The sequence below is a fragment of the Kitasatospora sp. NPDC023176 genome, from assembly GCF_055560495.1.
Map to the genome: position 1 here is coordinate 70,186 of NZ_JBVHIP010000006.1, position 18,226 is coordinate 88,411.

General features: G+C 74.9%; 16 protein-coding genes. 11 read left to right on the forward strand and 5 right to left on the reverse strand.

All coding sequences use genetic code 11. From position 1 onward, the window contains the following. Nucleotides 1-8: 8 nt before the first annotated feature. A complete protein-coding gene (locus ACZ3YL_RS11410) occupies nt 9-1,238 on the reverse strand; it encodes a sensor histidine kinase (protein ID WP_465656794.1) in 1,230 nt (409 codons plus the stop codon). 129 nt (nt 1,239-1,367) lie between these two features. Here ACZ3YL_RS11410 and ACZ3YL_RS11415 point away from each other — a divergent pair, with 129 nt between their 5' ends. Both ACZ3YL_RS11415 and ACZ3YL_RS11420 read left to right on the forward strand, forming a co-directional pair. Next, nucleotides 1,368-2,402 (forward strand): SAM-dependent methyltransferase, encoded by a 1,035-nt coding sequence (locus ACZ3YL_RS11415; protein ID WP_188302586.1) that lies wholly within the window; start codon nt 1,368-1,370, stop codon nt 2,400-2,402. Beyond that, nucleotides 2,399-3,568: an NADH-quinone oxidoreductase subunit D gene (locus ACZ3YL_RS11420; protein WP_188302585.1), complete on the forward strand. Its 1,170-nt coding sequence runs from the start codon at nt 2,399-2,401 to the stop codon at nt 3,566-3,568. The genes ACZ3YL_RS11415 and ACZ3YL_RS11420 overlap by 4 nt, the downstream gene beginning before the upstream one ends. Nucleotides 3,569-3,625: 57 nt before the next feature. On the opposite strand, the gene ACZ3YL_RS11425 is transcribed toward ACZ3YL_RS11420, so the two are convergent. Beyond that, entirely contained in the window at nt 3,626-4,447 is an 822-nt protein-coding gene (locus ACZ3YL_RS11425) for a DUF3109 family protein (protein ID WP_188302605.1), read from the reverse strand. Nucleotides 4,448-4,696: 249 nt separating this feature from the next. Between ACZ3YL_RS11425 and ACZ3YL_RS11430 the strand changes: the two genes are divergently transcribed. Together ACZ3YL_RS11430 and ACZ3YL_RS11435 are read left to right on the forward strand one after the other, a co-directional pair. Beyond that, on the forward strand, nt 4,697-5,134 hold the full coding sequence (locus ACZ3YL_RS11430; protein WP_465656795.1) for a hypothetical protein: 438 nt from the start codon (nt 4,697-4,699) through the stop codon (nt 5,132-5,134). A gap of 28 nt (nt 5,135-5,162) precedes the next feature. Beyond that, entirely contained in the window at nt 5,163-7,886 is a 2,724-nt protein-coding gene (locus ACZ3YL_RS11435) for a toxin glutamine deamidase domain-containing protein (protein WP_465656796.1), read from the forward strand. 33 nt (nt 7,887-7,919) lie between these two features. Here the strand turns inward: ACZ3YL_RS11435 and ACZ3YL_RS11440 are convergent, their stop codons facing one another. Further along, nucleotides 7,920-8,210, reverse strand: a complete 291-nt coding sequence (locus ACZ3YL_RS11440; RefSeq protein WP_188304355.1) for a hypothetical protein — start codon at nt 8,208-8,210, stop codon at nt 7,920-7,922. Further along, nucleotides 8,207-8,488 (reverse strand): hypothetical protein, encoded by a 282-nt coding sequence (locus tag ACZ3YL_RS11445; protein ID WP_188304356.1) that lies wholly within the window; start codon nt 8,486-8,488, stop codon nt 8,207-8,209. The genes ACZ3YL_RS11440 and ACZ3YL_RS11445 overlap by 4 nt, the downstream gene beginning before the upstream one ends. Nucleotides 8,489-8,612: 124 nt before the next feature. On the opposite strand from ACZ3YL_RS11445, the gene ACZ3YL_RS11450 reads away from it, so the two are divergent. The 7 genes from ACZ3YL_RS11450 (at nt 8,613) to ACZ3YL_RS11480 (ending at nt 16,796) form a co-directional block, all read left to right on the forward strand. After that, nucleotides 8,613-9,905: an SUKH-4 family immunity protein gene (locus ACZ3YL_RS11450; RefSeq protein WP_465656799.1), complete on the forward strand. Its 1,293-nt coding sequence runs from the start codon at nt 8,613-8,615 to the stop codon at nt 9,903-9,905. Between the two features lie 139 nt (nt 9,906-10,044). After that, complete coding sequence (locus ACZ3YL_RS11455) at nt 10,045-10,899, forward strand: glycerophosphodiester phosphodiesterase (RefSeq protein ID WP_465656801.1); 855 nt, start codon at nt 10,045-10,047, stop codon at nt 10,897-10,899. Nucleotides 10,900-11,029: 130 nt separating this feature from the next. Next, complete coding sequence (locus ACZ3YL_RS11460; protein ID WP_188304359.1) at nt 11,030-11,992, forward strand: Ppx/GppA family phosphatase; 963 nt, start codon at nt 11,030-11,032, stop codon at nt 11,990-11,992. A gap of 604 nt (nt 11,993-12,596) precedes the next feature. Further along, nucleotides 12,597-13,400, forward strand: coding sequence for a sugar phosphate isomerase/epimerase family protein (locus tag ACZ3YL_RS11465; protein ID WP_188304369.1), 804 nt, complete (start codon nt 12,597-12,599; stop codon nt 13,398-13,400). A 46-nt stretch (nt 13,401-13,446) separates the two neighbouring features. Beyond that, on the forward strand, nt 13,447-14,217 hold the full coding sequence (locus ACZ3YL_RS11470; RefSeq protein ID WP_465656803.1) for a class I SAM-dependent methyltransferase: 771 nt from the start codon (nt 13,447-13,449) through the stop codon (nt 14,215-14,217). A 140-nt stretch (nt 14,218-14,357) separates the two neighbouring features. Beyond that, on the forward strand, nt 14,358-16,202 hold the full coding sequence (gene ilvD, locus ACZ3YL_RS11475) for a dihydroxy-acid dehydratase (RefSeq protein WP_188304361.1): 1,845 nt from the start codon (nt 14,358-14,360) through the stop codon (nt 16,200-16,202). Nucleotides 16,203-16,283: 81 nt separating this feature from the next. Beyond that, the gene (locus ACZ3YL_RS11480) at nt 16,284-16,796 is read left to right on the forward strand and encodes an EamA/RhaT family transporter (protein WP_465656806.1); all 513 of its coding nucleotides are present in this window, start codon (nt 16,284-16,286) and stop codon (nt 16,794-16,796) included. Between the two features lie 6 nt (nt 16,797-16,802). Here the strand turns inward: ACZ3YL_RS11480 and ACZ3YL_RS11485 are convergent, their stop codons facing one another. Next, on the reverse strand, nt 16,803-18,146 hold the full coding sequence (locus ACZ3YL_RS11485) for an SCO2583/SCO2584 N-terminal domain-containing protein (RefSeq protein WP_188304363.1): 1,344 nt from the start codon (nt 18,144-18,146) through the stop codon (nt 16,803-16,805). Between the last annotated feature and the right edge of the window lie 80 nt (nt 18,147-18,226).

Consider the following 18,226-nt stretch of genomic DNA (forward strand, 5'->3'; position numbering starts at 1 on the left):
GACACTCCCTAGTGCGCCGTCTTGAGCGGGAGGACGGCGCGGATCCGGAAGCCGCCGCCGGGGCGGGGGCCCACGTCGAGGCTGCCGCTGACCATGCCGACCCGCTCGCGCATGCCGATCAGGCCGTGGCCCAGACCGTCCGTGCCGCCGGTGGCCAGCTGTTCGTCGGTGCTGCCGCGGCCGTCGTCCTCCACCAGGACGGCCAGCTCGCGTTCGCCGAAGTCGACCGCGACCCGGGCGTGGACGTCGGGGCCGCCGTGCTTGCGGACGTTGGTCAGCGCCTCCTGGACGATCCGGTAGACCGTCAGCTCGACGCCGCGCGGCAGCTCGCGGGGGTGCCCGGAGGTCGCGTAGTCCACCTGCAGCCCGGCCGTGCGGACCTGCTCCAGGAGGTCCGGCAGCTCCTCCACGCCCGGCTGGGGCACGTACTCCTCGGCGGTGTCCGCGGTGCGCAGCACGCCCAGCAGGCGGCGCATCTCGACCAGGGCCTGCCGCCCGGTGGAGGCGATCGTGCCGAGCGCCTCCTTCGCCTGCTGCGGGGAGTTGTCGAGCACGTAGGCGGCGCCGTCGGCCTGGACGATCATCACCGAGACGTTGTGGGCGACCACGTCGTGCAGCTCGCGGGCGATCCGGGCCCGCTCGGCCGCGACCGCCACCTTGGACTGGGCGTCCCGCTCGCGCTCCAGCCGGGCCGCGCGGTCCTCCAGCTCGGTCAGGTAGGCGCGGCGCACCCTGGTCAGCCGGCCCCAGGCCCAGCAGAGGATGAACGGGGTGCTCATCAGCAGGGCGTACAGCACCGACTCGCCGAACCCGAACGGGCGGGAGACGTAGTGCCCGGAGCCGGTGGAGACCGTCCTGGTCGGGTGCAGCCGCCAGAACTCCAGCGGCCCGGCGGCCAGACCGGCCACCAGGGCGAGCCGGGAGGTCCACTTCTGGCCGAAGGCGGCGCCGGTGTAGGCGAACACCAGGTAGGCGATGGCGGAGGCGCCCGGTTCGACGTCGGCGGCCACCTGGCCGAGGCCGATGCCGGCGGCGGTGGCCACGGTGACGTCGGGGAAGCGCCGGCGGAAGACCATCAGCAGCGGCAGCAGTACCGCGATCAGGATCTCGGAGTCGAGGAGCCAGCCGTCGTCGGGGTAGTTGCCGTTCGGCAGCAGGCCGAGGAGGAGTACGAACGACGCCCAGACGGCGTCGACCACCATGGGGTGACGGCGGAGCCAGGCGTTGAGTCGATGCACGTGTCCAGCCTAGGCAGTCGCACGAGGTGCCCAGGTCCGCCGGTAGGGCGATCCGTCCTACTCCGTAGGTCGGAGACGGGACGGCTCCGGTTGGGAGGGGTCCCCAGGAGCCGGGTAGCGTCGCGCCCCATGACGTGGATGCGCTGGGCGCCCGCCATGGAACGGGCCCTGTACGACCGGGACGGCGGCTTCTACCGCAGGCCGGAGGGCCCGGCCGGGCACTTCCGCACCTCGGTGCACGCCTCACCCCGGTTCGCCCGTGCGGTGGCACGACTGCTGCTGGAGGTTGACGCGGCCCTCGGCCGTCCGGAGGAGCTGGCCCTGGTCGACGTCGGGGCCGGGCGCGGGGAACTGCTGGCCGGCGTGCTGGCCGGACTGCCCGACGGGGTGCTCGCCCGGCTGCGCCCGTACGGCGTGGAGCTCGCGGAGCGGCCCGCCGGACTTCCGTCCACAGTCCTGTGGACGACGGAGCCGCCGCGCGGCGTGACCGGGCTGCTGTTCGCCAACGAGTGGCTGGACAACGTGCCGCTGGACGCCGGCGAGGTGGACGGGGACGGGGTGCTGCGCTACCGGGAGGTGGACACCGCGACCGGCCGGGAGCGGCTCGGCGACCCCGTCTCGGCGGCGGACGCGGCCTGGGCCGAACGCTGGTGGCCGGTCTCCGAGCCCGGGGAGGTGGTGGAGTTCGGGGCGCCCCGGGACGCCGCCTGGGCCCGGGCCGTGGCCGGACTGGACCGCGGACTGGCCGTCGCCGTCGACTACGGGCACACCGCGGGGCGGCGGCCGCCGTTCGGCACCTTCACCGGGTTCCGGGACGGCCGGGAGGTCGCCCCGGTGCCGGACGGCTCCTGTGACGTGACCGCGCACGTCGCGCTGGACGCCGTCGCCGTGCCCGGTCTCCACAGCCTGTGGACAACCCAGCGCGAGGCCCTGCGCGCACTCGGGGTCAGCGGTGGACGCCCGCCGCTCGCGCTCGCCTCCACCGACCCGGTGGCCTACCTGCGGGCGCTGAGCGGGGCCGGGGAGGGGGCCGAACTCACCGACCCGAGCGGGCTCGGGGCCTTCGGGTGGGTCCTGCAGGCCGTCCGCATGCCGCCCCCTGAGGTGTTCGAGAGGGCGGAAAGCCTGGAGCTGCCGCCGGGATGGCAGACTCTGGGGTCATGAGGGAGACCACGGTCGGCATCGGGGCGGGAGCCGAGAACTTCACCGGCGAGGCGGGCACCACCGACATGGTGCTCAACATCGGCCCCCAGCACCCGGCCACCCACGGCGTGCTGCGGCTGCGGCTGCTGCTCGACGGCGAGCGGATCGTCACCGCCGAGCCGGTGATCGGCTACATGCACCGCGGCGCGGAGAAGCTCTTCGAAGCCCGTGACTACCGGCAGATCATCATGCTGGCCAACCGGCACGACTGGCTCTCCGCCTTCTCCAACGAACTCGGCGTCGTGCTCGGCGTCGAGCGGATGCTCGGCATGGAGGTCCCCGAGCGGGCGGTGTGGGTCCGCACCCTGCTCGCCGAACTCAACCGGGTGCTCAACCACCTGATGTTCCTCGGCTCCTACCCGCTGGAACTGGGCGGGATCACCCCGATCTTCCACGCCTTCACCGCCCGCGAGGACCTCCAGCACGTGCTGGAGGAGGCCTCCGGCGGCCGGATGCACTACATGTTCAACCGGGTCGGCGGCCTCAAGGAGGACCTCCCGGCCGGCTGGCTCGGCCGGGTCCGCACCGCCGTCGCCACCGTCCGCTCCCAGCTGCCGGTCTTCGAGGAGCTCGTCCTCGGCAACGAGATCTTCCGCGCCCGCACCGCCGGCGTCGGCGTCCTCACCAAGGCCCAGGCCGAGGCCTACGGGGTCAGCGGCCCGATCGCCCGGGCCAGCGGCCTCGACTTCGACCTGCGCCGCGACGAGCCCTACCTCGCGTACGGCTCCGAGGAACTGCGGCAGGTGCTCACCGTCGTCACCCGCGAGGAGGGCGACTGCCTGGCCCGCTTCGAGTGCCTGCTGGAGCAGACCCTCAACTCGCTGGACCTCGCCGACGCCTGCCTCGACAAGATCGCCACCCTGCCGCCCGGCCCGGTCAACCAGCGGCTGCCCAAGGTGCTCAAGGCGCCCGAGGGCAGCACCTACGCGTGGACCGAGAACCCGCTCGGGATCAACGGCTACTACCTGGTCTCGCGCGGCGACAAGACGCCGTGGCGGCTCAAGCTGCGCTCGGCGTCCTTCAACAACATCCAGGCGCTGACCGAGCTGCTGCCGGGGACGCTGGTGGCGGACATGGTGGCGATCCTCGGGTCGATGTTCTTCGTGGTCGGCGACATCGACAAGTAGGGCCGGCCCGGCGAGGGGCCCGCACCGACCGGCAGGCCGGCCCCGGCGAGGGGGCCGTCAGTCCTTCTTGTTCTTCCTGACCGGGTCCGCCGGGTGCGGGGCCACCTTGCGGTCGCCCTTGGTGGCGATCCGCTCCTCGCACAGCCCGGCCAGCACCTCGTACGCCGCCTTGCCCATCAGCTCGGTGAGCTCGGGGCGGTAGCTGACGTACACCGGCACCGCGCCCTGGTGCGCGGCCGGGGCCCCGGTGCACCACCAGTGCAGGTCGTGGCCGCCCGGGCCCCAGCCGCGGCGGTCGTACTCGCCGATCGAGACCTGGAGGTAGCGGGTGTCGTCCGGGCGGTCGATCCAGTCGTAGGTGCGGCGGACCGGCAGCTGCCAGCAGACATCCGGCTTGGTCTCCAGCGGCTCGCGGCCCTCCTTGAGGGCGAGCGCGTGCAGGGCGCAGCCGGCGCCGCCCGCGAAACCGGGGCTGTTCACGAAGATGCAGGCGCCGTCGACCCGGCGGGTCTGGCGGTCGCCGTCCTCGTCCAGCATGGTGACGCCGCCGTCCGACCGGAGCCGGCCCTTGGCGTCGGTGCCCTCGGCGAAGTTCTCCCACAGCTCGGGCGTCAGCCGGGCCGCGTGCCCCATGACGCGCTTCTCGTCGTCCTCGTCCGAGTAGTGCGCGCCCAGCGTGCAGCAGCCGTCGGACTCGCCGCGGCCCTCGCGGATGCCGTGGCAGCCCTGGCCGAAGACGCAGGACCAGCGGGAGGTCAGCCAGGTGAGGTCGCAGCGGAAGACCTGCTCCTCGTCGGCGGGGTCGGCGAACTCGACCCAGGCACGCGGGAAGTCGAGCGGGACCTCGTCGCGCGGGATCTCGCGGCGCAGGGTCGGCATCGCGAGGTCGACGGGGGCGGGGGAGGCCTTCGGCTTCGCCTTGGCCTTCTTCTTGGACGTTTCAGCTGGTGCCACCCGGCAAGGGTAGAGCTTCCCGGGGGCGTACGGGCCCGTGGTCGCGCCCGGGGCGTGCCCGGGGCGTGCCCCGGGGGTGCCGTGAAGGCGGGGTGAAGAGGTCCGGTCGTCGGCGCCGGCAGGGGCCGGCGCGTGCCTAGGATGGCGGCCGGTCCGCTACGGGGAGGTACGGGGATGGCAGACGGCAGCACCGGGAAGTCCGACGGCGACGGCGGCTCCTTTGCCCTCAAGCCGTGGGAACTGCACGGCGAAGGGCGGGAGTTCGAGAAGCTCGGGCGCGAACTGGGCAAGGCCGTGGGCACCCTGGAGAAGGACCTCGCCGCGCTCGGCACGCCCTGGGGGACCGACCAGCCCGGCAGCGCCTTCGCCGCCGTGTACGGCCCGGCGCACGGCGAACTCCTCGGCGGGCTCAAGGCGTTGGCCGGCCAGGTCGGGGGCGTCGGCACCGGACTGCACACGATGGCCGAGCGGACCACCGACACCGACACCTCGACGGCGGACGGCTTCGGGGGCGGTCCCCGGCCGGCCGTGTACGCCGTCCCGGCGGCGACTTCGGGGCCGGGGGCAACCCCGGGGGCGGCGCCGGCCGTCCCCACGGACATGTCGGTCTGAACGGCCCGGCTCGAAGGGGGAGAAGCGCGTGTCCCGGAAACTGCCCGAGGAACTGGTCCCGCTGCTGGCCCGGACCGGCCACCCGTGGCCGCAGGCCGACGAGGAGGCCCTGCGCACGGCGGCCGCGCACTGGCGGGAGTTCGCCGCCGAGGCCGACCGGATCACCCGCCGCGGCGGCGAGTCCGCCCAGCGGGTCACCGCCGACAACACCGGCCACGCGGTCGACGCCTTCACCGCCTACTGGCGGACGTACAGCGACGGCGGCAAGGGCCGGCTGGCGGACGCCCACACCGCAGTCGGAGTGGTCGCCACCGCCTTCGACGCCGCCGCGCAGGCCGTCGACGGCGGCAAGGCCGAGATCATCGCCACCCTGCAGAACCTGGCCGCCGAACTCGAGCAGGCCCGGGAACAGGCCGCCAAGGTCCAGCAGACCGCCGCCGCGGTCTCCCGCAGCGCCGGGCGGACCGGACGGACCGGGGTGTTCGGCGGCCTGGAGAAGTCCGTCGCCGGCCTCGCGGACGACGTGAAGAACGCCGCCGCCGGCCAGGTCGCCGCAGGCGTCGAGGCCGTCGCGGTGGAGACCGCCGCCCTGAAGATCGCCGGACTGCTCACCGAACTCGGCCGCGGCATGAAGGACGCCCTGGCCACCGCGCTCAAGGACCCCGCCGCCGTCGCCCTGCTGCGGCTCGGCACCGCCGCCACGCCGGGCGTCACCACCGCCTCCTACCGCACCAAGGGCGGCTTCGACCCGCGCGCCGCCGGACTGCCCGCCGCCCTCGGCGAGCCCGGCGTGCTCGGGAAGGACGGCACCGGGCTGATCGTGCTCTCCGGACAGGACGGCAAGCCCCTGGTCGGCGTGCCCGGCCTCAGCGTCAAGCTCGACGACCACGGGCAGCCCGTCCTCGGCCCGGACGGCAAGCCGGTCATCCTGCGCTCCGACGGCACCCCGGTCGCCGACGCCGCCGGGCTGCTGGTGACGACCGGGCCGGACGGCAAACCGGTGGTGGGGGTGGCCGACCTGGCCGTCCGGCTGGACGAGCACGGGCAGCCGGTGCTCACCGACCAGACGGGCCGGGACCTGCACGGGCTGCCGGTGGCGGACCTGACCGACCCGCGCGGCCCTCGGGACCCTCTCGACCCTCGGGACGCTCGCGACCCGAAGGTGCCGGCGGTCGACCCGGCGGCTGCGCCCGTCGTGCCGTCCGTGCTCTCCGCTGTGGACCCCACCCTCGGCCAGGCCTCGGCCCCGGCCGCCGCTCCGGCGGTCGACACCGCCCCGGCGGCCGCGCCGTCGGGCCCCTCGTACACCGGCTCGCACCGGGCGGCGGCCGCCGACTGGTCGCCGCCCGCCCGGGACGACGGGCCGGTGGTCCGCGCGGTCGCCGCGCCCGGCCACCAGGGCGGCTCGGTGGCGGCGAACTGGTCGGACGGGGACTACCCGCTCCAGGCGCCCACGCACAACGGCGGCGGCGGTGGCGGCAGCGTGCCGGTGACCGTACGGACCGACTCGGTCGGCGCGCCGCCCGCGCCCGCCGCCCCGCTCTCCACCGGCGGCCCCGGCTACCACCCGGCGCCGGACGCGCCCCCGGTCGTCCGGCCGGTCGGAGTCGTCGGCGTGTCCGGACAGTTCGGCACCCCGGTGTACTCCGGCGGCTACCCGCCGGCCAGCCCGATCGGCACCGTCGGGCCCGGCCCGCTCGCGGTCGGCGGCGGGTTCCCCGCGCACGTGGCGGCGCCCTTCGGCAGCGGCATCGGTACCGGCCCGCCCGGCGCCGTCGTGGGCGGGACGCCCGTGGCCGGTGCCCCGGTGGCCGGTGCCCCGTTGGTCGGCGCGCCCGTGGTGGGTGCCCCGTTGGTCGGCGCGCCCCGCGCCCCGGTCGGCGCCGCGCCCCACCCGGGCACCGCCCCCGGCCCGGTCGGCACGCCGCAGCCCCCGGTCGAGCCGCCGATCGTCGGCACCACCCCGGTCATCGGCCGGCCCGAACCCCAGCACGCCGACGGCCGCCGCCGGGACACCGCCGCCACCCTCACCGACCCGACCCTGGTCTGGGGCGTCGTCCCGGTCGCCACCGCCCACGCGATGGCCCTCCAGCTCGCCCTGCGCGCCCGCCGCGGCCCGCTCGCCGACGACCCGGAGACCGGGCCGCGCACCATCGCGGACAGCCGCCCCTACGGTCTGCCCGGCGGGCTCGGCCCCGTCGACCCCGCGCACCAGGCCGAACTCGAACGCCGGGTGCCGGTCGACGAGGACGGCCTGCCCGTCCGCCACCCCGACCCGGCCGCCGGCGGCTGGGCCGAAGCCGTCAACGCCGGCGGTCACCGCGAACCCGGCCGGGCCAACAACAGCCTGGAGATCGCCCTCTCCGCCGTCGACACCTACACCGGCCGCCCCACCTGCGCGGCCCCGCGCATCCCCACCGAGGGCGACGCCGGCGAACGCGGCGCCCGCGACCGCGCCGAACGCGAACTCGGCGCCCCCTTCCGCGACCTCGGCGACGGCGGCCAGGCCTTCACCCGCCTCACCGACGAACTCCGCCGGGCCGGCCACGGTGCCCAGGCCGTCCTGCTCACCCTGGACGCCTACGGCCGCCCGCACGCCTGGAACGCCGTCAACCACCGGGACGCCGTCAGCTACCTCGACCACCAGCTCGCCCGCCACAGCCCCACCCCCCTCCACCCCGCCACCCAGGGCCTCTGGGCCATCGCCCTCAGCCCGGAAGGGCGGCCGCTGGACCTGGCGGCGGCCGGGTGATCGTGCTGGAACGATCGCGTCGCAGCGCCTCGATCAGTCCATGCGAAGAATGCGGGAGACGTAGATCCGCGGCGGATCCTGCTCTTCGTCCACCGCGTACTCCACCAGTCCCAGGTCGCGGCGCAGCGGTGCCGAGTGCATGCCAGGCCGGCCTGGCACCGGCATGCTCAGGTGGGGGACGGCGTTCTCGCGGACGTCGACGGGGAACGCCACGACAGCGGGGAACAGATCGGGTGCCGTGCCCGGGTCGTCGAGGAGCTCTTCCACGGCGGGGGAAAGGGTGATCGGATCATCCTCGTCCGGGACCTCGACGTGGTCGCTCACCCCGCGCCGGGCCGGCGCAGGACCGCGGACGCCGGGCTGCCGGGAGCGGTGCCGGACCGGAGGGCGGCGTGGATGCGGTCCCCCTCCGGGGCGCGGTAGAGCTGGGCACGCAGCCACCAGCGGCGAAGGACGCCGCCGATCGTCTCGTCATCGGCTTCTCCCGTCTCCCGGTAGAACTCCCTCCGCTGGGCCGGCGGGAGTGCGGCGGCGACGGCGTCCTGGGTGCGGGCGATGGGCTGGTGACCGTCGTGGTGGCCGTGCGGGGGTGCTGTGCTCATCGTTCCTCCGGAGGCTCTCTTCGGGCGGGACCGCTACCAGCGTCCTCCTCGGACGGAGTGCGCCGGTAGCCGGACGGGGCTGGATGATGGTGGGGATCGGAGTCGGTGTGACGGGGGTGGGCGGATGATCTCGCGGGCGCAGGCGGTGGAGGCGGGGCACCGGTGGATCAACGGGGATCTGCCGCAGGGGGCCGGGGCGGTGCGGCGGGTGTGCGCGCACGAGTTCGAGCTGGGGTGGGTGGTGTGGGCGGAGCCGCCGAGGCCGGAGGTGGATCCGCGGACGGGGGAGCGGCGGGCGCCCGGGGAGGTGGGGGCCGCGTGCGCCGTGGTGGACCGGGAGAGCGGGCGGTTCACCGTCTGGCCGTCCGTCCCGGTGGACGAAGTGGTCGGGCTCTACCGGGACTTCGTCGGCGCGGGCGGCCACGACCCGACCAGGCCGCCGGTCACCGGCCGGGGTGCCCGGGCCGAACTGACGTACCGGGACGGCGCCGACGGCACCCGCTCGCTGGCCCTGCGCTCGGCCGCCGGCCTGCCGCATCCGGCCCTGCGCGGCTGGTGGTGGCTGCGCGAGCAGGGCGTCGCGGCCGAGGACGTGCTCGCGGTGCGGACCGACCTGCGGCCGGCCGCGCTGCCCGGCGGCTACTGGGCGTACGCGCTGGCGGCCGAACTGCCGCACGCCCGGCTGGAGTCCGACCTGCCGTACGGTCCCCGCTTCGACCACCGGGCCTCCGCCGTAAGGGAGTTGCCCGCCGAGCCGGACGGGCCGGGCCGCAACCGGGTACCGTTCCCGCGGGCGGTGCCGCCGCTGCCGCAGGAACCGGACGCCGCCCTGGCGGAGCGGCTGGCCGGGCGGTTCGGCCCGGCGGGCGTGCAGCGCTTCGAGCCGGCGGACGTGGTGCGCGCGGAACTGCCCGGGGACGCGGCCGCGCTGCTGCTGACGGCGGGCGTCCCGAAGGCGGTGGACGGTTTCTTCGCGCTGCACCACCCCGGTGTCGAGGCGATCGCGGACGGCTCCCGCCCGGGCACCGTCCTGCCGCCGCTCGCCTCGCACCTCGCGGCGCTCGGCCTCGGCACCAGGGCGGCCGAACGGGAGCGGCTGGCGCTCGCCGGGCAGCTGGTGCTGGGTACGGACGGCTGGGCGCTGATCACCCTGGACTCCCGCCAGGGCGCCGTCCGGGCCGTCGACCCCGACGACGCGACCGCCCGCCACTGCAACGCCGACCTGCGCGCCTTCCTCCGCTGCCTGGAGCTGTTCGCCGGCTGGTGGCCCGCCCTGCGCGGACTGGACCCGGCCGCGGCGGGCCCGGCGGTGGACGTCCTCCAGCGGGGTCTGGCCCGACTGGACGGCACGGTCTTCGGCGATCCGGAGAACTGGTGGGCCGTCATCGTGGAACAGTTGTGGGACGGCCTGCTCTGATCCGGCCTCGGCCGGCACACCCGACCGGCCCGGGAACCGGACTTCGGTGCGCGGCTGTCAGAGGGATCATCGGAGACACCGGTCGGACCGGGCGGAGCCCGAACCGCCGCCACCGGAACACCAGTTGGAGCGCCGAGCCGTGACCGCCCCGCCCCGCGCCGCCCAGACGGCCCTCCTCGCCGCGCTCGCGGTCCTGGCCGCCGGGTGCGCCTCCGGCGGCCCCGCGCTGCGGGCCCGCGCCGCCGCCGCGCCGCCGGTGTGCGGGTCCCCGGTGGTGATCGGCCACCGGGGGGCGCCGTTCAACGCGCCGGAGAACACCATGGCCTCCTTCGAGACCGCCCTCGACCAAGGCGCCGACTGGCTGGAGACCGACGTCCAGACCACCCGGGACGGCGTCCCGGTGCTGATGCACGACCCGACGGTGGACCGCACCACCGACGGCAAGGGCGCCGTCGCCGACCTGACCGCCGCCCAGATCGCCGCCCTGCGGGTGACCGTCGGCCCCGGAGCCGCCCAGCCCGTCCCGACCCTGGCGGAGCTGCTCGAACGCCTCTCCGGCAGCGGCGCCACGCTGCTGATGGAGATCAAGTGGCAGCGCCCCGAGGACGTCGCCCGGATCGCCCGGATCGCGGCCGGCAGCCGGGCGCACGTCGTCCTCTACTCCTTCTCGGCCGACCACCTGCGCCAGGCCCACGCCGTGGCACCCGCGCTGCCGGTGGTGCTGATCCAGAGCGGCGGGATCGCCGAGGACCCGAAGGACCTCAGGCTGGACGGGATCGCCCTGGACACCGGCCTGGCCACCGCCGCCCGGATCGCCGCCGAGCGCAGGGCCGGGCGCGAGGTCTACGTCTGGACGCTGGACGGCGAGGAGGCCTGGCAGCTGATGACCGCCCGGGACGCCGACGGACTGATCACCGACACCCCGGGCCCGGCCCGCCGCTGGGTGGACGCCAACTGCCGTACCGAGCGCCGGGCCGGACCGCGCGGCCACTGAGCGACGCCGGCCGGACCCACCGGGACGCCACCCGCCGATCGCACCCGGAACGGTCGCGAACGACCGGGACCAGCGCTCATGCCGTCACGACCGATCACCTCCACGGCCGGATCGCGTAGCGTGGAGAGTTATGCGACTCGGTGTACTCGACGTAGGTTCCAACTCGGTCCACTTCCTCGTGGTGGACGCCCATCCGGGTGCCGCCCCGCTGGCCGCGTACTCCCACAAGGCCGAGCTGCGCCTGGCCGAGCTGCTGGACGGGACCGGCGCGATAAGCGAGGCCGGCGTCGAGCGGCTGGTCGGACACATCGCCTCCTCGCTGCGGGTCGCCGAGGACAAGGGCGTGGTCGACATCCTGCCGTTCGCCACCTCCGCCGTCCGCGAGGCTGCCAACGGCGAGCAGGTGCTGCGCCGGGTCGCCGCCGAGACCGGGGTCGAACTGCGGGTGCTCTCCGGGCAGGACGAGGCCCGGCTCACCTTCCTGGCCGTCCGCCGCTGGTTCGGCTGGTCCTCGGGCCGGCTGCTCAACCTGGACATCGGCGGCGGCTCGCTGGAGATCGGCTGCGGCCTGGACGAACAGCCGGACGTCGCCTGCTCGCTGCCGCTGGGCGCCGGGCGGCTGACCGCCCGCTGGCTGCCCGGGGACGTCGCTGACCCGGACGGGCTGCGCGAGCTCAGGCGGCACATCCGGGCCGAGATCGCCCACGTGGTCGGCGAGGTCTCCCGGCTCGGGCCGCCGCAGCACGCCGTCGCCACCTCCAAGACCTTCAAGCAGCTCGCCCGGATGACCGGCGCCGCCCCCGCCGACGCCGGCCCGTACGCCGACCGCCGGCTCACCCGCAGCGGGCTGTCCGCCTGGCTGCCGCGGCTGTCCACGATGACCGTCGCCGAGCGCGCGCAGATCCCCGGGGTCTCCGAGGGCCGGGCCAAGCAGCTGCTGGCCGGGGCACTGGTCGCCGACGCCGCGATGGACCTGTTCGGCCTGGAGGAACTGGACGTCTGCCCGTGGGCGCTGCGCGAGGGCATCATCCTGCGCGAGCTGGACGCCATGGACAGCCCCGCCGACCGCCGTCGGCCCGCGCTCACCTCGTAGGGCCCGCCCCGGCGCGAGCGTGCCGGTGGTCACTCCGCCCGGCATCCGACCCCGTTCGCGGCGTGCTCCGCATACGCTGTCTCCCGTGGTGCAACCAGCGGGCGAGGACGGAACGCAGGAGGGCCGCGCTCCCGGAGACGGGCAGCCGCGGCCGGAGAGCCCGCGCCGCCGGCTGGGCAAGACGGGACTCGGCAAGACGGGTCTGGGTACGGCAGGGCTCGGCAAGGCGGTCAAGGGCGCCACCGCGGCACAGGCCGCCAAGGCCACCAAGGCCGTCAAGGCCGTCAAGGCGGCCCAGCGCACCGCGAAGACGGCCGCCACGAAGAAGACGGCCGCGGCGAAGACGGCGGCGAAGACGGCGACGAAGAAGGCCGCCACCAGGAAGAGCGCCCCGCAGAAGACCGGCACGCAGCAGGCCGCCACCGCGAAGCCGCCCCACGGCGCCGCCCAGCCGCCGCCCAAGGAGACCCGCACCGCCCGGGCCGCCGGCGCCGCCAAGGCCGCCGTCCAGTCCGTCCGCTCGGTCAAGGCCGCCAAGCGGGATGCCGCCCGCCCGCCGCTGCTGCGCACCACCGACCGGCTGGTGCTGCCCCCGCACCCGACCCTGCACATCCCGGACACCAAGGTGGTGCTGTCCACCGCCTCGGTGTACCCGGCCAGCACCGCCGTCGCCTTCGAGCTGGCCGCGAAGCTCGGCTACGACGGGGTCGAGGTGATGGTCTGGAACGACCCGGTCAGCCAGGACCTGGAGGCCCTGCGCCGGCTCTCCGACGCCCACCAGCTGCCGATCCTGGCCGTGCACGCGCCCTGTCTGCTGATCACCCAGCGGGTCTGGACCACCGACCCGTGGACCAAGCTGGTCCGGGCCCGGGCGGCGGCCGAGAAGCTCGGCGCGAGCGCCGTCGTCGTCCACCCGCCGTTCCGCTGGCAGCGGCAGTACGCCCGGGAGTTCGTCGAGGGCATCAACCGGATGGCGGGCGAGACCGACGTCCGCTTCGCCGTCGAGAACATGTACCCGTGGCGCTACCGCGACCGCGAGGTGCTGGCGTACGCCCCCGGCTGGGACGTCACCGACGAGGAGTACCGGCACTTCACCATCGACCTCTCGCACGTCGCCACCTCCCGGATCGACGCCTTCGCCATGGTCGAGCGGATGGGCGACCGGCTCGCCCACGTCCACCTCGCCGACGGCAGCGGCTCCGGCAAGGACGAGCACCTGATCCCCGGCCGGGGCAAGCAGCCCTGCGCCGAACTCCTGGAGCACCTCGCCCGCACCGGCTTCGACGGCCACGTGGTGCTGGAGGTCAACACCCGGCGCTCCGCGTCCCCCGCCGAACGCGAGGCCGATCTGGCCGAGGCCCTCGCCTTCACCCGCCTGCACCTCGCGACCCCCTCGCGCGTACGCTGAGCCGTCGGGCCCGGCCGGGCGCGAACGTCCGTACGGAGGGGGAGAGATGGCGGAGCGTCAGGAGCGGCGGGAGATCGCCCTGAGCTTCGGCGGGGTCGCCTCCGAGTACGACCGGGGCCGCCCCGGCTACCCGGACGAGCTGTTCGACGCACTGGAGCGGCTGTGGGGCCGCCGCCTCAAGGGCGCCAGGGTCCTGGACGTCGGCGCCGGCACCGGCATCGCGACCAGGCTGCTGGCCGCCCGGGGCGCCGAGGTCGTCGCGGTGGAGCCCAGTGACGGCATGGCCGCCCAGTTCCAGGACTCCTCGCCGACCCTGCCGCTGGTCCGCGGCACCGGCGACGACCTGCCCTTCCACGACGCCTCCGCCGACCTGATCGGCTACGCCCAGGCCTTCCACTGGACCCGCCCCGAGCGGTCCGTCCCGGAGGCGATCCGGGTGCTGCGGCCCGGCGGCGCCCTCGCCACCTGGTGGAACGTGCAGGACGAGACCGTGCCCTGGGTCCGGGCCCGGGGCGAGCGGCTTGCCGCGGCCCTGCCCGACCGCTACCACGGCTACCGCGGGATCAGCAGCCACACCAGCCACTTCGCCCCGGCCGGCCTCGCGGTCGAGCGGGCGGCGCTGCGCTGGGAACGGCGGATCACCGTCGAGCACCTGCTCACCGACCTCACCTCCCGCTCCTACCTGGCCTCGCTCAGCCCCGAGGAGCGCGCGCCGGTGCTGGCCGTCGAACGGGAGGCCGCGCTCGCCGAGTTCCCGGACGGCGTGGTGGTCGAGCCGTTCGTCCTGGACCTCACCGTGGCCGTCAAGCCGAACTGACGCGCCGGGCCCGCCCGCTGCCCGCATCGCGGACGCCCCGTCCGCCGGCCGGACGGCGGGCGTAGGCTCGTACCTCACACGGCCCCCGCACCCTCCTCGCCGGCGGGGCGCCGGCGAGAGCCCCGAAGGAGTGGAGCACAGTGCCCGAGCTGAGGTCCCGTACGGTCACCCACGGTCGCAACATGGCAGGCGCCCGGGCGCTTCTCCGGGCCGCCGGCGTAGCCCGCGAGGACTTCGGCAAGCCGATCATCGCGGTCGCCAACTCCTTCACCGAGTTCGTCCCCGGCCACACCCACCTCCAGCCGGTCGGCCGGATCGTCTCCGAGGCGATCAAGGAGGCGGGCGGCATCCCGCGCGAGTTCAACACCATCGCGGTGGACGACGGCATCGCGATGGGCCACGGCGGCATGCTCTACTCGCTGCCCTCGCGCGACCTGATCGCCGACTCGGTCGAGTACATGGTCAACGCGCACTGCGCCGACGCGCTGATCTGCATCTCCAACTGCGACAAGATCACCCCCGGCATGCTGATGGCCGCGCTGCGCCTCAACATCCCGACCGTCTTCGTCTCCGGCGGCCCGATGGAGGCCGGCAAGGCCACCCTGGTCGACGGCACCGTGCGCCGGCTCGACCTGATCGACGCGATGTCCCAGGCGGTCAACGAGAGCGTCTCCGACGAGGACATCGCGATCATCGAGGAGAACGCCTGCCCCACCTGCGGCTCGTGCTCCGGCATGTTCACCGCCAACTCGATGAACTGCCTCACCGAGGCGATCGGCCTCTCACTGCCCGGCAACGGCTCGGTGCTCGCCACCCACACCGCCCGCCGCGCGCTGTACGAGAACGCCGGGCGGACGGTCGTCGAGATCACCAACCGCCACTACGGCCAGGACGACGCCTCGGTGCTGCCGCGCGCGATCGCCGGCCGCGCCGCCTTCGAGAACGCCATGGCCCTCGACATCGCCATGGGCGGCTCGACCAACACCATCCTCCACCTGCTCGCCGCCGCCCAGGAGGCCGAGCTGGACTTCGACATGCGGGCCATCGACGCCATCTCGCGCAAGGTGCCCTGCCTGGCCAAGGTCGCGCCCAACGGCTCGTACTACATGGAGGACGTGCACCGGGCCGGCGGCATCCCGGCCATCCTCGGCGAGCTGTACCGGGGCGGGCTGCTCAACGAGGACGTCCGGACGGTGCACGCCGACTCGCTCGCCGAGTGGCTCAAGACCTGGGACGTGCGCGGCGGTTCGCCCTCCGCCGAGGCCGTCGAGCTGTGGCACGCCGCGCCCGGCTGCAAGCGCTCCGCCGAGGCCTTCTCGCAGTCCGAGCGCTGGGACTCGCTGGACACCGACGCCGCCGGGGGCTGCATCCGCAGCGTCGAGCACGCCTACTCGGTCGAGGGCGGCCTGGCCGTGCTGCACGGCAACCTCGCCGAGGACGGCTGCATCGTGAAGACGGCCGGCGTGGACGAGTCGATCTGGACCTTCAGCGGCCCGGCGGTCGTCTGCGAGTCCCAGGAGGACGCGGTCGAGGCGATCCTCGCCAAGCGGATCAAGGAGGGCGACGTCGTCGTCATCCGCTACGAGGGCCCCAAGGGCGGCCCGGGCATGCAGGAGATGCTCTACCCGACCTCCTTCCTCAAGGGCCGCGGCCTCGGCAAGGCCTGCGCGCTGATCACCGACGGCCGCTTCTCCGGCGGCACCTCGGGCCTGTCCATCGGCCACGCCTCCCCGGAGGCCGCCTCCGGCGGCACCATCGCGCTGGTCGAGGACGGCGACGTCATCGCCATCGACATCCCGGGCCGGACGATCTCCCTGGAGGTCCCGGCCGAGGTCCTCGCCGAGCGCCGCCGCGCGCTGGAGGCCGCGGGCGGCTACCGGCCGAAGAACCGCGAGCGCCAGGTCAGCCAGGCGCTGCGGGCCTACGCGGCGATGGCCACCTCGGCCGACAAGGGCGCCGTCCGGGACGTCAGCAAGCTCGGCTGAACCCCGCCCGAGACAGGAGGAGCCGTCCCGCCCGGGACGGCTCCTCCTGCCATGTGTGCCGCCCGGGTGATAATCGACGATGTGAGCGAGCAGCCCCCCACCCCCGCCCCCAAGCCCGTCGGCGCCCCCGAGCCGGAGCCGATCCGCTTCTTCGGCACCAGCTGGGTCGACCGGGACAACGGCTACTGGCTGCGCCGGGTCGGCGTCTCGGCCGGCGCCCTGGTCGCCACTGCCGCCGCCGTGCTGGTGCTGCGCTTCGGCGTCGAGGGCGTCGCCCTCTCCGACAGCGGCGGCTTCCTGAACGGCCTGCTGACCGCCGCCATCGCGGTCTGCTCGATGATGGCCGTCCGGCGCACCTGGAAGGCGCTCACCGAGGGCAAGGACCAGCTGACCGGCTGGATGGCCGAGGACAAGTCGCTCGGCGCGGTCTGGCTGATCGGCGGGGTCGGCAGCCTGGCCGCCTACTTCGCCCGCAGCCTGGTCGAGGCCCCCGGCGAGGCGGTCGAGCGGGCCGCCCACCGCAAGGCCGTCGAGCAGTACGAGAAGCGCCGGGCCGGCCGTGGCGGCCGACCCGGCGGCAAGCGCAAGCGCTGACGGCGGTCAGCTGCGGCTGATGGTGCCGCACTCGCCCTTCTCCGAGAGGTCCCGGCTGCGGTCGTACGGATCGCTGGTCGGACCGGTCTGCTCGGGGTGGGGCCGGGCGAACTGGCGGAACTGCGGGTGCAGGAAGCCGTCGTAGATGTGGCAGAAGCTGTTGCCCACGTCCGACAGCGTCTTCTCGATGGCCGGCTTCTTCGGCTCGACCTTGTAGCGGTCCGGGTCGTAGAAGCGGTAGTCCTCGGTCCGGCGGACGATCGTCCGGGCCGTCCAGGTGTCACCGGTGGTGTCGGCGGCGCGGACCACCAGGTCCACCGGCTGGGCGGTGCCGCCCTGCCCGGCGGGCGGCTGCGGGGCGTCGGTGGCGGGCCTGCGCTCCTTGGCCAGCTTCTCGGCGTCGGGGCCCGGCTTCAGCGGGTAGACGTAGGTGAAGTCGGTGTGGACCAGGACCCCGCCGTCGCCGTCCCCCTCGTAGCCGATCCGGCCCTGCACCTTGACCACGTCGCCGACCAGCTGCGCCTCGCGCGGGTCGAAGCGGTTGAACCAGCTGGTCGGATCGCTGTCCTTGGAGGGGTGGTCGAACGCGGCGGTGGCGTTCTTCCGGTCCTCGCGTTCGAGCATCGCCAGCGCGGCGTCCGGGCGGGCGCCCCCGATCACCTTGGGGTCGAGGTAGCTCGCCGTCAGGTAGTCCTTGACCTGCCGCAGCTGCCCGGCGACCTCGTCGGCGGAGAAGACGCCGACGGCCTTGGCCTCGGGCAGCACGAAGGCCTCCGCGCCGTTCGGCCAGCCCTCGGCGGGGGAGCCGACCCAGGGGTGAGCGACGGTCGGCTGGTCGGCGGGGGTGGTCGGCGGCGCCGTGGTCGGCCTGGCCGTCTCCGGGGCGACGGTCGGGACGGGCGTGTGGGCGGCCGAGGAGCCCCGCCCGTAGGTGTCCGAGAACCAGGTGCGCAGCGCGTCGATGTTCAGCGCGGCGAGCAGCAGGGCGACCGTCAGCGCGATGAACAGCGGCGTGCGCCATTCGAATCCGCGCCGGCGCTTGGCCGGGCGCGGGTTGCCCCACGGGTCGACCGCCTGGAGCTTCGGCTTGCGGCCGAACCGGCGCTTGGCCGCCGCCGGGCCGTCGTTGACCGAGCGTCGGCCGCCCGGGTCGACGGGCGGGGTGTGCTTCCAGCGGGCGGACAGCATCCGGGTGCGGCCGGACTGTTCCTTGACGCTGGCGCTCCTGATGAACTCCTCGTCCAGGACGAGGTCGGCGAACGGGTCCTTCCCGCCCGCTCCGGACGGGTCGGACCCGCCCGGCTCACGGCCCTCGGAAGGGCGTGGTTCCGGATCTTCGACTATCGGCATCGCGCCAGTATGCCGAGGGGGTGTGACGATTCGTCGATCGGGGGCACACCTTGTGGTGAACCTGTGTTCGGAGCCTGAGG

Excerpts from the sequence above, each read along its gene's own strand:
- ACZ3YL_RS11415 (WP_188302586.1), top strand. The coding sequence starts at position 1,368 with ATGACGTGGATGCGCTGGGCGCCCGCCATGGAACGGGCCCTGTACGAC.
- ACZ3YL_RS11420 (WP_188302585.1), top strand. The coding sequence starts at position 2,399 with ATGAGGGAGACCACGGTCGGCATCGGGGCGGGAGCCGAGAACTTCACC.
- ACZ3YL_RS11425 (WP_188302605.1), bottom strand. The coding sequence starts at position 4,447 with ATGCCGACCCTGCGCCGCGAGATCCCGCGCGACGAGGTCCCGCTCGAC.
- ACZ3YL_RS11430 (WP_465656795.1), top strand. The coding sequence starts at position 4,697 with ATGGCAGACGGCAGCACCGGGAAGTCCGACGGCGACGGCGGCTCCTTT.
- ACZ3YL_RS11445 (WP_188304356.1), bottom strand. The coding sequence starts at position 8,488 with ATGAGCACAGCACCCCCGCACGGCCACCACGACGGTCACCAGCCCATC.
- ACZ3YL_RS11450 (WP_465656799.1), top strand. The coding sequence starts at position 8,613 with ATGATCTCGCGGGCGCAGGCGGTGGAGGCGGGGCACCGGTGGATCAAC.
- ACZ3YL_RS11460 (WP_188304359.1), top strand. The coding sequence starts at position 11,030 with ATGCGACTCGGTGTACTCGACGTAGGTTCCAACTCGGTCCACTTCCTC.
- ACZ3YL_RS11470 (WP_465656803.1), top strand. The coding sequence starts at position 13,447 with ATGGCGGAGCGTCAGGAGCGGCGGGAGATCGCCCTGAGCTTCGGCGGG.
- ACZ3YL_RS11485 (WP_188304363.1), bottom strand. The coding sequence starts at position 18,146 with ATGCCGATAGTCGAAGATCCGGAACCACGCCCTTCCGAGGGCCGTGAG.